The organism is Streptomyces sp. NPDC059080 (genome assembly GCF_042739975.1).
GTDB lineage: Bacteria > Actinomycetota > Actinomycetes > Streptomycetales > Streptomycetaceae > Streptomyces > Streptomyces benahoarensis.
In genome coordinates, this window is record NZ_JBHYGX010000035.1 from 10,577 (window position 1) to 22,643 (window position 12,067).

Consider the following 12,067-nt stretch of genomic DNA (forward strand, 5'->3'; position numbering starts at 1 on the left):
GCCAAAATTACGTGCCCCCCCCCGCGCCCCGCGGCGGGGCCCCCCCCCCCCCCGGCGCGGCGACGCAGCCTGGTTCGGCCGATCGGTTCGGACCGATCCGGTCGTTCCACTCGGGTCGGATCAGCCGATCTTGACGGACCGGATCTGAACGATCGGCCACCACGTTTCACTCGCCACGCCCGTAGCACCCGGCAGTACGGCATTGCCCTCGTCACCCGAGCAGTTGTCGTAGGCGTACCAGTGGATCGTCCCGTTGGTGTTGTTGGTGACTCTCTTGTCGCCGTAGTCGCCGACCACGACGTTGTAGCACTGGCCGTCCTTGGGGTCTGTCAGCTTCTGCACGCCCGGTCCGTAGAAGTCCAGAGTGCCCGTGGCCGCGTGCGCCGTGCCCGAACCGAGGATCGTGAGGGAGACGGCGGCCGCCCCCATCGTGACCCGCCGCACCACGTTCTTGACTCGCATCGTCATATCCCGTCTCCAGAAAGTGAATTGTCCGGAGAGAACGGTAGACGGCGGCTTTATGCGATCCGTATCGAACTGTTGTCGAGGCGCCTGGAACTTGTCTTCACCAGGCGGACTCGGGCGGGAGTTCCGCGGCCTTATCAGCCCTTTTCCTCCTCGTGACCAATTCGGGCCGGTGCCCAGCGCGCCCGGCCGCCCGGGCCCGTACCCCGTCTCATGCCTCGCCGTACGCCTCGCCGCCCAGCTCCAGGACGGCGGTCCCGGCGGTGGTGTCCGCCAGCCAGGCGCCGAACGCCGGGACGTCCGCCTCGGGCAGGCCGACCTCGATACGGACCTCGGCGCCGTAGATGACCTCCCGCACGGCGCGGCCGGTCGCCCGCAGATCGTTCTCCAGCTTTCCGGCCCGCTGGTGGTCGACGGTGATGGTTGCCAGACGGTAGCGGCGGCGGACGACCGTGCCGAGGATGTCCAGGGCCTCGCCTACGGCGCCGCCGTAGGCGCGGATCAGGCCACCGGCGCCGAGTTTGATGCCGCCGAAGTAACGGGTGACGACGGCGACGACGTACCGCATCTCGCGGCGCAGCAGCATCTGGAGCATCGGGACGCCGGCGGTGCCGCCCGGTTCGCCGTCGTCGCTGGCCTTCTGGACCCCGCCGTCGGCGCCGAGGACGTACGCGTAGCAGTGGTGGCGGGCGCTGGGGTGCTCCTTACGGACGGCCGCGATGAAGTCCTGCGCCTCGGCCTCGGTCGCGACGGGCGCGAGGGCGCAGAGGAAGCGGGACTTGTTGATCTCGATCTCGTGCACCCCGGCGTGTGCGAGGGTCCGGTACTGCTCCTGCATCGCACCAGCCTATGCGGCGGCGCGGCGGGCCCGGTCACCGGCCGTCCCACGGGGGCGCGGGGAGATGTCCGCCGTCCGGGGGCCCGGGGCACGTCCAGGCGGCGTATCCGGGCGGGTGTTGCGGTGCGTCGGGCGGACGCGGGGGCCACCCGTGGGCACTGTGACCGGGGCGACGGTCTCGTGCGCGGGGCCCGCTCGCGCACCCAGGAACCGTACGGCGGGTCGGCGGAGGCTTCATGGACGACAACACACACACGACGCTGGCGGCGGGCACGCCCGTGACGGGCGAGGCGATGCCCGAGCCACCGCCGGAGGTGATCGAGGCGGCCCGCGAGGCGCCGGACCACTGGCTGGCCATGGTCGACCTGACGTGGTCGGGCGAGGGCCCGCCGCCGCTGTGGGCGGTGATCGGGCAGTGGCGGTCGGGGCCGACCGGCGAGATCGAGGACTGGCGGGACAACCCGGAGTACCGGCCGTCCCCGCAGATGCTCGACTGGTCGGAGCCGACGGACGCGGTCGACCAGGCCGTGCAGCTGGCGGCGACGGGGTACGGGCCGGTGCCGGAGGTCGCGCGGACGCTGGCGGCCGCCGAGGTGTCATACCTGGTGACGGCGGCGGGCGCACCGCTGCCCGCGGCGTCGCCGGAGGGCACGCCGGTGGTGCCCGTCTACACCTCGGAGGACCATCTGGAGCCGGTGGGACGGCTGCTGATCGACCGGCGCCCGGTGGCGGAGCTGCTGGAACGCCTGCCGGCCGGGCATGCGCTGTACGTCAACCCGACGGGCGCGGTGAGCATGCTGGTGGAGCCGGACGCGGTACGGGCGGCGGTCGAAGAGCGCGCGCCGGGCCGGGTCTCGGTGGAGGCGGCGATCGGTCGGCCGGGCACCGGCGCGGGCGGCGCGGAGCCGGTGCATGACGGCGAGGCGGGTGAGCGCGGTGGTCTGCCGATCGGCAAACCGGCGCGGACCGCCGCCGTCGCGGCGGGCATGGCGAGCAGCGGAGCCCGGGGCGGCGGCGTCTGACGGCCCGCTCCCACGAACCCGCCCCGCCCGTCTTCCCCTTCGGGCGGGGCGTTCCGACGCCCGGGATGCGCGCGGACGGGAATCCTGGGCGGCCGTCGGCCGTTGTGCGTACGGGCCCGGCCATCCGTCTCGTGCCTCGCCGGGGCGGGTCCGGGGTCCGGTACGGCACGACGGTTCGGAAACGGGGAGGCGGCGCGTGTACGGCGATCCTGCGGTGATCCGCGGCATGCTCACGGAGCTGGGCGACACCTGGGCGGTGGTCGGCCTGTCGACGAACCGGGCACGGGCGGCGTACGGCGTCGCCGAGGTGCTGCAGCGGTTCGGGAAGCGGATCGTGCCGGTGCATCCGCGGGCCGAGACGGTCCACGGCGAGCGGGGCTGTCCGTCGCTGTCGGCGATCCCGTTCCCGGTCGATGTGGTGGACGTGTTCGTGGCCGCCGACCGGGCGGGCGCGGTGGCGGACGAGGCGGTGACCATCGGCGCGAAGGGCGTGTGGTTCCAGCTCGGTGTCGTGGACGAGGCGGCGTGGGAGCGGGTGCGCGGCCAGGGGCTGGCGATGGTGAGGGACCGCTGCCCGGCGATCGAGATACCGCGTCTGGGCTGAGCGGTGCGGGGTCCGGTGGTGACGGCGCGGCGGGGTGGCGGTAGCGTCCGGGCATGATCACGCCACGTTCCGCCGTTCCCGGGGACGCCGCCGAGCTGGTCCGGCTGCGCCGGTCGATGTTCGCCGCGATGAACGGGCGGGACGCGCCCGGGCCCTGGGAGCGCGACGCCGAGGCCGTGGCCCGGCGTCGGCTGACGGACTCCCCCGAGGCGTTCGTGGCGTATGTGGTCGACGGCGCGGCCGGGGCGGGTGCACCACACCTGGCGGCGTGCGCGGTCGGCACGGTCGAGGAGCGGCTTCCTGCGCCCGGGCACCCTTCGGGCCGGTTCGGCTTCGTCTTCAGCGTCTGCACGGACGAGCGGTACCGGGGGCGCGGGTACGCGCGAGCAGCGACGGAGGCGTTGCTGGGCCGGTTCGTGGAGCTGGGGATCAGCCGGGTGGACCTGCATGCCACCGACGCCGCCGAACCCCTCTACCGCAGCCTGGGGTTCGCGGCGCACTCCACCGCGCTGTCGCTGGATCTGCGGTCGTGGCGGGCGGACGGCTGAGCCGGGTCAGGCGGTCGCCAGTCCGTCGAGGACGGTGGCGTGCGGGAGTTCGGCCAGCGCCTTGCCGGGGACGATGAGCTTGCCGCGGCGGCTGCCGCTGCCGATCAGCGCGTAGGGCGTGTCCACGACGGCGGCGTCGACGAGCAGCGGCCACTCGGCGGGCAGCCCGATGGGAGTGATGCCGCCGTACTCCATCCCGCTGTCGCCGACGGCGGTCTCCATGGCGGCGAACGATGCCTTGCGGGCGCCGAGTTGACGGCGTACGGCGCCGTTGACGTCGACGCGGGTGTGGGAGAGCACCAGGCAGGCGGCGAGGGTGGTCACCCCGCCGCGTTTCCCGGCGACGACCACGCAGTTCGCCGACTGCTCCAGCAGCCAGTCGCCGTGGTGGGCGACGAGGACGGCGGTGTCGGCGATGGCCGGGGCGGTGTCGACGTAGCGGACCTCCTCCACGGGCACCGAACCGCTCCAGGCGCGCAGGGCGGCGGCGACGGGCGGGGCGAGCAGGTCCAGGCAGTCGACGGCGGGCCGGACATCGGGGAAGGCATCCATGGGCACGGGCATGCCGCCAAGCTAACAGCCGGAGCCGGGCGTTCGGCGGGGCGTCTCAGGGGCGTCGGCGGGGCGTCTCAGGAGCGGGCGGGGGCCGATGGGTATGCGGTGGGTGCCGGTCGCGGGGCCCGGGGCCGGGGCCGGTAAGGCGTGGGGCGCGATCCGGTCGCCGGGGGCCGCGGCCGGCGGGTGCGTGGCGCAGTCCGGTCGCCGGGAGCCGGACCCGTCCGCCACGTGGCGGGCTCCGGTCACCCGGCGCCCGGTGCCCCGCCGTCCTCGGCCTCGGACGGCATCTCCACCGCCGAGAGGGCCACGAGCTGTTCGGGCGTCACGCCCTCCGGGACCGGCACCGGCGCCGGGGTGCGCAGGGGTGGCTGCCAGCCGGATGCCGCCTCCCAGCGGCGGACGACGCGGGCGGGGGCACCGGCGACGACGGCGTGGTCGGGGACCTCGCCGCGGACCACCGCACCCGCCGCGACGACCGCGTTCCGGCCGAGCCGGGCGCCGGGCAGGATGACCGCGCCGGTGCCGATCCAGCTGCCCGGTCCGATGCTGACCGGCGCGCTGCGGGGCCACTGTTTGCCGACGGGCACCTCGGGGTCGTCGTAGCTGTGGTTGGTGGTGGTGAGGTAGACGCCCGGGCCGAAGAAGCAGTCGTCGCCGATGGTGAGGGGGACGTCGGCGATCACATGGCTGCCGCGCCCGAGGACGACGCCGTTGCCGAGGGTGAGGATCGGTTCGGGGCCCAGGTCGAGGTCGGGCATCATCCCGGCGGTCAGGGTGACGTCCTGGGCGATGATGCAGTGGTCGCCCAGGACGATCCAGGGGTCGCCGAAGACCGTGCCCTGTGGGAAGGCGAGGCGGGTGCCGGGGCCGATGGCGCGGAAGCGGTACGGCCCGGGGCGCTCGGCGGTGACCGCTCCCGCCCGGCTCACCCACCGCGTCCCGCGGTGCACGGCGTGCGAGACGGCCCGGCGCCGCCAGGCGGCGAAGGAGGAGAACACGTTCTTGTTCGACACCACTCGCACACCGTACTCAGCGCGCCGGGCGCCCGGTTGCGCACGTCCCTGTGATCTTCGCCCCAGCCGGGCACCCCGCGGGCCGGGGCCGCGGTTCAGCCGGTGAACGACGCGGCGTGGGTGGCCGCGAGGTCCTGGTAGACGGCGGCGTTCAGCTTGATCCCCTCGCGCTCCTCGTCGGTCAACTCCCGCTTGACCTTGGCGGGGACCCCGGCGACCAGCGAGCCGGGCGGGACGACCATGCCCTGGGGCACCAGCGCCTGCGCGGCGATCAGCGAACCGGCGCCGATGTGCGCGCCGTTGAGGACGGTGGCCCCCATGCCGACCAGCACGTCGTCCTCGATGGTGCAGCCGTGCAGAACGACGTTGTGGCCGACCGATACCCCGGCGCCGACGGACACCGGGAAGCCGGGGTCGACGTGGACGGTGCAGTTGTCCTGGATGTTGCTGCCGGCGCCGACGGTGATCGGACCGCAGTCGGCGCGCAGCACCGCCTGGTACCAGACGCTCGCCCGCGCGGCGAGCGTCACCTCGCCCAGCACGACCGAGGTCGGGGCGGTGAACGCCGCCGGGTCGACGACCGGTGCGGTGTGGCCCACGCCCGCGATGAGTGCGCCCTGCGCCATTGCCGTTCTCCTTCGTCCGTACGGATCGCGCCGGGTGCACAGTAGGCGACGGGTGGGGCGGGGCGTCAGGCGGCCTCCCAGGCCGCCTCGATCATCCGGAAGACCTCATCCACCGCAGTCTCCGGATCGGCCGCCCCGAGAGCCAGCGCATAGGCGTCGATCACGAACCGTGCGATCGCCCGGCAGGCCGTCACGGACCGGGACAGGCCGGGATCGGCAGCGAGGGCCGCGGCCAGCGACTCCGCGTGGCGCAGCCGCATCGACTCCTCGTACTCCCGCAGGGCGGGTGAGCCCTCGACCATGCGCCGGACCGGGGCGGCGGCGTCCGACGTGCAGTGCCGCACCAGCACCTGGATCTCGCGGCGCAGTGCGGGGAGGGGCGGCTCGTGCGGTGCCCGGCCGGTGACCGCCTGGGTGAGGCGGCGCTCGAAGTCCTGGTCCTGCTCGAACACCAGGGCCTCTTTGGCGGCGAAGTGGGAGAAGAGCGTGGTGACGGCCACGTCGGCCTCGGCTGCCACGTCGCGGATGCCCACCGCGTCGTACCCGCGCTCCAGGAAGAGCCGTAGGGCGGCGTCGGCGATCTTCTGACGGGTCGCGGCCTTCTTGCGCTCACGACGTCCGGGCTGCTCGGGCATGCGCCGACGCTATCAAATGCAAAAGCGGAACCGTTCCGAAAGACTAACCGTTAGTGTTACGGTCGGCCGCATGAAGAGAGTGAGTTTCGCCGAGTTCGGCGGCCCGGACGTGCTGCGCCTGGTGGACGCCGAGGAGCCCCACGCGGGCCCCGGCCGGATACGCATCGCCGTGCGGGCGGCGGGAGTGAACCCCGTCGACTGGAGGATCCGTGAAGGCCAGCTCCTGACGGCCCATCCCGTCGAGCTGCCCGCCGGGGTCGGGCTGGACGCGTCCGGGGTGGTGGACGAGGTCGGCGAGGGTGTCACGGGGGTCGCGGTCGGCGACCGTGTGTTCGGCGAGGGGGTGAGCACCTACGCCGAGTTCGCCGTGCTGTCGGCCTGGGCCCGGATGCCCCAGGGGCTGTCGTTCGAGGAGGCGGCCGGGTACCCCTCCGTGGTGGAGACCGCGCTGCGCGTCATCCGCGAGGTCGGTGCGCGGTCCGGGCAGACGCTGCTGGTCAGCGGCGCGTCCGGGGGCGTCGGATCGGCGGTGTTGCAGATCGCCCGCGATCGCGGCATCACGGTGATCGGCACGGCCGGTGCCGCGAACCAGGACTATCTGCGCAGCCTGGGCGCCGTCGCCACGACGTACGGCGAGGGGTGGGCCGAGCGGGTGCGGCAGCTCGGTCGAGTCGACGCAGCCCTCGATCTGGCCGGCTCGGGCGTGATCCGCGAGCTGGTCGAGCTGACCGGGGATCCGCGGAAGGTGGTCTCCATCGCCGATCTCGGCGCGCCGGAGCTCGGCGTCCGGTTCTCCGGCGTGGCCGGGAGCGTGCCGGACGCACTCGCCGAGGCCGTCGGTCTCCTCGGGCGGCGCGCGCTCCACATCCCGGTCGAGAAGACGTACCCGCTCGCCGAGGCCGCGGCGGCACACCTCGACAGCCAGGCCGGTCACGCGCGCGGGCGGCGGGTCATCGTCCTCTGAGCGCCTCCCGCGCGGTGGCGGTCCGCAGTGCGAAACGGCACCGGGCCCGGCGCGTCCTGGCACCGGGCCAGGGGAGCCGCCCGCACCTCCGTCACGCAACGTGACGCACCCCGCACCCCCGGCATGCGATCAAGGGCGGCGGCGGGCAGGCTGGGGCCATGCCTCGCGCACCCGTCATCGTGCACCCGCCCTGCTCGGGCGGCCGCCGCGTCACGCTCCACGGGCAGGACATCGGGCGGGCCCGGCGCCCGGGCGACATCGCCGCGTACCTGCGCCGCGCCGGTTTCCCGGCGGCGGATCTGATCTGGGACGACGCGGGGGTCTGCGAGTGGCGGGAGGGCGGGCCCGACATCTGGTTCACCCGCTGAACGGCACCGGCCCGGCGGCAGAAGCCACCGGGCCGGGAAGTACCGCGCGAGCGGAGGACGTCAGTCGGTCGGCGCGCCGGCCGGCTCCTCGGCCGCTGCCGCGCGCGCGGCGGCGGCCTTCTTCGCCCGCTGCTTCATGAGGAGGAACGAGCCGATGCCGAAGAGCACGGCGGCGGCCAGCCCCCAGTAGGAGAAGCGCTTGAGCCAGGGCTCGGCGACCACGCCGACGGTGTAGAGGAGGGCGGTGGTGCCGCCGGCCCAGACGATGCCACCGAGGACGTTGGCGATCAGGAACTTCCAGTACGGCATCTTCAGCACGCCGGAGAGCGGACCGGCGAAGATCCGCAGCAGGGCGATGAAGCGGCCGATGAAGACCGCCCACATGCCGTACTTGGCGAACTTCTCCTCGGCCATCGCGACCTGGTCGGGCCCGAAGTGCTTGGGGAACTTGCTGCCCGCCCAGTCCAGCAGCGGCCGACCGCCCTTGCGTCCGATGAGGTAGCCGATGGAATCGCCGATGATCGCACCGGCCGACGCGCAGGCGCCCAGCACGAACGGGTCGATGTGGTCCTGGGTGGCGGACAGGATCGCCGCGCTGACGAGGACGATCTCGCCCGGCAGCGGAATGCCCAGGCTCTCCACGCCGATGACCACTCCGACCAGGAGATACACGCTCAGGGCCGGTACCGTCGCCAGCCACTCCTGGATGTGCAAAGCCACTTCCTCCGCATGGTGTCGGGCCCCCGTGGGCCGCTGCCCGGTGTCACCGAAGCCGGTGTGTCCGATTCCCCCGGCGCGCCGGATGGGCGCGCCTGGGAAGCGTACTCGACAGCCCGGCGCGCGGTCGGGGTCGCGCACGCGCCGGGGGACGTCCGGCGACGGAGGGCCGGGCCGGGGGGCCGGGCGGGATCAGTTGTGGGGGCGGAGGGTCCAGACGATGGACATCTCGCCGGTCACCGCGCCGTCCTCGCGGGTGAGCGTGACGTTCACGGGGAATTCGGGGCGCTGCCCGGCGTCGAGGTCCGCGATCACCTCGGCGGCGGGGCGGCCGAGCTGGGCGGTGGCGGTGACGGGGCCCTTGGCGAGCTTCTTGTAGCCGATCTCGGCGCCGACCGCGAGCGGGACGGCGCGGTGCAGCTCGGAGCCGAAGGCGCTCATCACGATGGCGCCGCTGGCGGACTCGGCGAGGGTGAACATCGCCCCGGCGTGCGGTCCGGCGACGTGGTTGTGGAAGGCGGGCTGGTCGGGCAGGCGGACGACGGCGCGCTCGGCCGTGGTCTCGGTGAATTCGAGGTGGAGGGTGCGGACCATCGGCACGGATGCCGCCATCATCGCGCCGATCGACGGCAGGGGCTCGGAAGACATGAGCAGCATGTTACCTATGAGTAGCTTCCAGTGGAAGGCCCGACCCCGCACCACGGCGTCGGCCGCCGCCTCTCGTGGACGCCCGTGACGACGACTGCACCCCAGCCGCCCGGGAGACCCTGCCCGCGGCGCACCGAGGGGCCGCGCCCCTGCCCCGTACACCCGGCCGTCCCGGTGGCGGTGCGGCGGTGAGAGCGGGCCGGCCGGCCCGGGCGGGGCGGAACTACACGATCCGCACGGCCGCCACGGCCCTCTCGGGGCTGGGCCACTCCGGCGCGCTGATCGCCGCCGCGTTCGCCGTGCTGAGGGCGGGCTGTGGGGCTGTGCCGGTCTGGTCGTGCTGCTCACCGCGGCGGTGCTGTGCGTCCCGGACGTACGGCGGCTGGCCCGGCGGACACCGGACGCGGCGGGGACGGCCGCTCCGGCGGGAGCGGGTGCCGCCGGTGGCGGAGGATCCGGCGGTCGGCTGAGGCGCGCCGGGCCGCGCGGCCGCCTCAGCCGACGCTGAACGCGCCCCGCGGCGGCTCCGGCGAGGCGACGGCCTCGGCGTCGTGGACCGGGGCGGCGTCACCGGTCAGGCGGCGCAGGGCGGCACCGTGGGTCACCCGGGCCGGGAAGGCGTCACCGGCCGCGCGGCGGGTCAGCGCGGAGAGCGGCAGCGGGGCGGCGGAGGCGACGAGGACGGTGTTGCCGAAGCGGCGGCCGCGGAGCACGGACGGTTCGGCGATCAGCGCCACCTCGGGCCAGACCGCGGCGGCGGTGGCGAGCTGGCCGCGCAGGAAGGTGAACGGCGCGCCGTCGGCGAGGTTCGCCGCGTACACCCCGCTGCGGCGCAGGGCGCGGGCCACGGCGCGGGCGTAGGTGACGGTCGTCAGATGCGCGGGCACCCGCGAGCCGCCGAAGACATCGCCGATGACGAGGTCGGCGGAGCCCTCGGGCGCCGCCTCCAGCGCCTGCCGCGCGTCGCACACGCGCACGGTGATGCCGCTCTCGGCGGGCAGCGGCAGTTCGTCGGCGACGAGGGCGAGCAGGCCCCGGTCGGCCTCGACGACGCGCTGCCGGGAGCCGGGGCGGGTGGCCGCGACGTAGCGGGGCAGGGTCATCGCGCCGCCGCCGAGGTGCAGCACATCGAGCGGCCGGCCGGGCGGCGCGGCCTCGTCCAGGACGTGCGCGAGGCGGCGGACGTACTCGAACTCCAGGTGCTCGGGGGCGTCGAGGTCCACATAGGACTGCGGGGCGCCGTCGACGGTCAGCAGCCGGGCCCGGGGCCGGTCCACGTCGGGCAGGAGTCGGGCGGTGCCGCCGTCCACGTCACGGATGACCGGTATCGGCTCGGAGGGTGCGTCCACGGTCCCATTGTGCCGGGCGGGTGGGGGCGGGCGGACCGGCCGCGGGGCGGGCGGAGGAGCGGTGGGGCGGCGCTCGGCATGGGGCGGCGCGTGGCGGGCGGACGGCCGGTGCGCGGCGGTACGGCGACGTACGACCGGGGCGGCGCGCCACCGTCCACCGGTACGCGCCGGGCGCGGGCGCCGCGCGCCCCTCACGCAGCGCCCCCGTCCGCCTGCTGCGGCACGGCTCACGGACGCCCGGTCCGCACACCCCTGTCGGTTACGCTCCCGACGTGTTCGAACCCGCCGCGTCCTCCGACGGTCCCACCGCGCGTGCCGTGCGCGTCCTGCTCTCCCCCTGGTGCCGGCTGGCGTTGCTCGCGGCGCTGCTGGCCTGTGCGGCGGGGGCGATGCTGGTGTGGCAGCCGCAGCGGCTGCTGACCGGGGATCTGCCGGAGCGGATGACGGGGCCCGTCGCGCTGGTCGTCTTCGCCGTGGCGTACGGCGTGTGCACCACGGCGTTCGTGCCGCGGCCGGTCCTCAACCTCGCGGCGGGTGCGGTCTTCGGCAGCGGCTCCGGGAGCGCCACCGCGCTCGCCGGGACGGTGCTGGGCGCCGGGTTCGCCTTCGGTCTTGGCCGGTGGCTGGGGCAGGACGCGCTGCGGCGGATGCTGCGGGCACGGTGGCTGACCGCCGCGGACCGGCAGCTGAGCGAGCACGGTTTCCGCTCCATGCTGGTGGTCCGGCTGCTGCCGGGGCTACCGTTCTGCGCGACCAACTACTGCGCCGCGGTCTCCCGGATGCGGTGGACGTCGTTTCTGCTGGCCACCGCGGTGGGCAGCGTCCCCAACACCGTCGCGTACGCGGTCGCGGGGGCGCGGGCGGCCTCCCCCACCTCACCGGCGTTCCTGCTCGCGACGGCGTTCATCGCGGTGAGCGGGCTCGTGGCCGCGGCCCTCGCCTGGCGCAAGCGGGGGGCACTGCACGGGGGCTGACCCGGGGTCACCCGGCCGCCCGGGCGTGGTCCGCGGCTTCGCCGGCCGACGGGCGGCGCGCGCGGAGCACGGCAGACGGCACCGCGCGGCCGCCCGCCGCAAGGACCTCACCGGCCTGGGCGTCCGCGACGGGCTGCTGTTCGCCTTCACCGGTGCCGGGTGCTCGGTCCGCGTGCGGCGGAGTCGGCGGGATGAGGTTGCCTGGGCCCGCGGCGGTCGCTGAGCGTGTGGGAAGGGACACAGCAGCCAGCGAACCGTTGGGGAACGTTCCGTTGTTTGTGCTGGTCAGCACGGAGTTGCGGGAAGGCCGGGGACCACGGACACGGCGGCGGGGGCCGAGAAGGGCCGTGCACGGCGTGAGGCGTTGTCCGTGGTTGCCCCTAGCATGTCTGCCATGTCCCCTACTCCTTCCGCCCTTTCGGGCGCGCCCGCCCCTGCCTCCGAGGCCAACGACGCGATCCGCCGTTTCGTGTGCGCCCGGCCCAGCTGGACCTGGACGGCGCAGGACATGACGGAGTACGCGACGCTGTTGGAGACCTGGACGCACGCGGTGCGCGCGGAGGTCGTCGAGGCGGCGTGACCGACGGACTCTGACACTGCGTCCTCCACGTCCCGGACCACGGATGTGCGGCGGGGGCCCCGGGGGCGGGGGGGGGCCGGCAGGTGGGCACCCCGGGGGGACCCACGGATGAACCAGCGCGGGGGGGACCGCTAACTCGCCCCACACGATGGTGGGTG

Annotated in this window: 16 protein-coding genes and 1 pseudogene; 8 read left to right on the forward strand and 9 right to left on the reverse strand. The window is 74.7% G+C overall.

Annotation, left to right across the window (positions count from 1 at the left end; genetic code table 11):
- Positions 1-120: 120 nt before the first annotated feature.
- Positions 121-468, reverse strand: a complete 348-nt coding sequence (locus ACFWWQ_RS23160; RefSeq protein ID WP_384599225.1) for a hypothetical protein — start codon at positions 466-468, stop codon at positions 121-123.
- 208 nt (positions 469-676) lie between these two features.
- Positions 677-1,303 carry a YigZ family protein gene (locus ACFWWQ_RS23165; protein ID WP_384599227.1) on the reverse strand — a complete coding sequence of 209 codons (627 nt, stop codon included), beginning with the start codon at positions 1,301-1,303 and terminating at the stop codon, positions 677-679.
- Positions 1,304-1,539: 236 nt separating this feature from the next.
- Here ACFWWQ_RS23165 and ACFWWQ_RS23170 point away from each other — a divergent pair, with 236 nt between their 5' ends.
- The 3 genes from ACFWWQ_RS23170 (at position 1,540) to ACFWWQ_RS23180 (ending at position 3,477) form a co-directional block, all read left to right on the forward strand.
- Positions 1,540-2,325 carry a type VII secretion system-associated protein gene (locus ACFWWQ_RS23170; RefSeq protein ID WP_384599230.1) on the forward strand — a complete coding sequence of 262 codons (786 nt, stop codon included), beginning with the start codon at positions 1,540-1,542 and terminating at the stop codon, positions 2,323-2,325.
- 196 nt (positions 2,326-2,521) lie between these two features.
- On the forward strand, positions 2,522-2,929 hold the full coding sequence (locus ACFWWQ_RS23175; protein WP_384599232.1) for a CoA-binding protein: 408 nt from the start codon (positions 2,522-2,524) through the stop codon (positions 2,927-2,929).
- Between the two features lie 53 nt (positions 2,930-2,982).
- Positions 2,983-3,477 (forward strand): GNAT family N-acetyltransferase, encoded by a 495-nt coding sequence (locus tag ACFWWQ_RS23180; protein WP_384599235.1) that lies wholly within the window; start codon positions 2,983-2,985, stop codon positions 3,475-3,477.
- 6 nt (positions 3,478-3,483) lie between these two features.
- On the opposite strand, the gene ACFWWQ_RS23185 is transcribed toward ACFWWQ_RS23180, so the two are convergent.
- The 4 genes from ACFWWQ_RS23185 to ACFWWQ_RS23200 all read right to left on the reverse strand — a co-directional run bounded on the left by ACFWWQ_RS23185 (position 3,484) and on the right by ACFWWQ_RS23200 (position 6,309).
- Positions 3,484-4,041, reverse strand: coding sequence for a YbaK/EbsC family protein (locus ACFWWQ_RS23185; protein WP_384599238.1), 558 nt, complete (start codon positions 4,039-4,041; stop codon positions 3,484-3,486).
- Positions 4,042-4,277: 236 nt separating this feature from the next.
- Positions 4,278-5,051: an acyltransferase gene (locus ACFWWQ_RS23190; RefSeq protein ID WP_384599241.1), complete on the reverse strand. Its 774-nt coding sequence runs from the start codon at positions 5,049-5,051 to the stop codon at positions 4,278-4,280.
- A 92-nt stretch (positions 5,052-5,143) separates the two neighbouring features.
- Positions 5,144-5,674, reverse strand: a complete 531-nt coding sequence (locus tag ACFWWQ_RS23195; RefSeq protein WP_384599244.1) for a gamma carbonic anhydrase family protein — start codon at positions 5,672-5,674, stop codon at positions 5,144-5,146.
- A gap of 65 nt (positions 5,675-5,739) precedes the next feature.
- Positions 5,740-6,309 carry a TetR/AcrR family transcriptional regulator gene (locus tag ACFWWQ_RS23200; protein WP_384599247.1) on the reverse strand — a complete coding sequence of 190 codons (570 nt, stop codon included), beginning with the start codon at positions 6,307-6,309 and terminating at the stop codon, positions 5,740-5,742.
- A gap of 70 nt (positions 6,310-6,379) precedes the next feature.
- Here ACFWWQ_RS23200 and ACFWWQ_RS23205 point away from each other — a divergent pair, with 70 nt between their 5' ends.
- On the forward strand, positions 6,380-7,273 hold the full coding sequence (locus ACFWWQ_RS23205; RefSeq protein ID WP_384599250.1) for an NADP-dependent oxidoreductase: 894 nt from the start codon (positions 6,380-6,382) through the stop codon (positions 7,271-7,273).
- Positions 7,274-7,431: 158 nt separating this feature from the next.
- Positions 7,432-7,641 carry a hypothetical protein gene (locus ACFWWQ_RS23210; protein ID WP_384599253.1) on the forward strand — a complete coding sequence of 70 codons (210 nt, stop codon included), beginning with the start codon at positions 7,432-7,434 and terminating at the stop codon, positions 7,639-7,641.
- 60 nt (positions 7,642-7,701) lie between these two features.
- Here ACFWWQ_RS23210 and ACFWWQ_RS23215 read toward each other — a convergent pair whose 3' ends face one another.
- Positions 7,702-8,355, reverse strand: coding sequence for a DedA family protein (locus ACFWWQ_RS23215; protein ID WP_384599371.1), 654 nt, complete (start codon positions 8,353-8,355; stop codon positions 7,702-7,704).
- 195 nt (positions 8,356-8,550) lie between these two features.
- Positions 8,551-9,006 carry a DUF4442 domain-containing protein gene (locus ACFWWQ_RS23220; protein WP_384599256.1) on the reverse strand — a complete coding sequence of 152 codons (456 nt, stop codon included), beginning with the start codon at positions 9,004-9,006 and terminating at the stop codon, positions 8,551-8,553.
- Between the two features lie 149 nt (positions 9,007-9,155).
- Here ACFWWQ_RS23220 and ACFWWQ_RS23225 point away from each other — a divergent pair.
- Positions 9,156-9,320: pseudogene (locus ACFWWQ_RS23225) on the forward strand (MFS transporter); the annotation flags it as partial.
- Positions 9,321-9,500: 180 nt separating this feature from the next.
- Here ACFWWQ_RS23225 and ACFWWQ_RS23230 read toward each other — a convergent pair.
- Complete coding sequence (locus ACFWWQ_RS23230) at positions 9,501-10,355, reverse strand: spermidine synthase (protein WP_384599259.1); 855 nt, start codon at positions 10,353-10,355, stop codon at positions 9,501-9,503.
- A 272-nt stretch (positions 10,356-10,627) separates the two neighbouring features.
- On the opposite strand from ACFWWQ_RS23230, the gene ACFWWQ_RS23235 reads away from it, so the two are divergent.
- Positions 10,628-11,329, forward strand: coding sequence for a TVP38/TMEM64 family protein (locus ACFWWQ_RS23235; RefSeq protein WP_384599261.1), 702 nt, complete (start codon positions 10,628-10,630; stop codon positions 11,327-11,329).
- 394 nt (positions 11,330-11,723) lie between these two features.
- The gene (locus tag ACFWWQ_RS23240; protein WP_384599264.1) at positions 11,724-11,909 is read left to right on the forward strand and encodes a hypothetical protein; all 186 of its coding nucleotides are present in this window, start codon (positions 11,724-11,726) and stop codon (positions 11,907-11,909) included.
- The last annotated feature ends 158 nt before the right edge of the window (positions 11,910-12,067 follow it).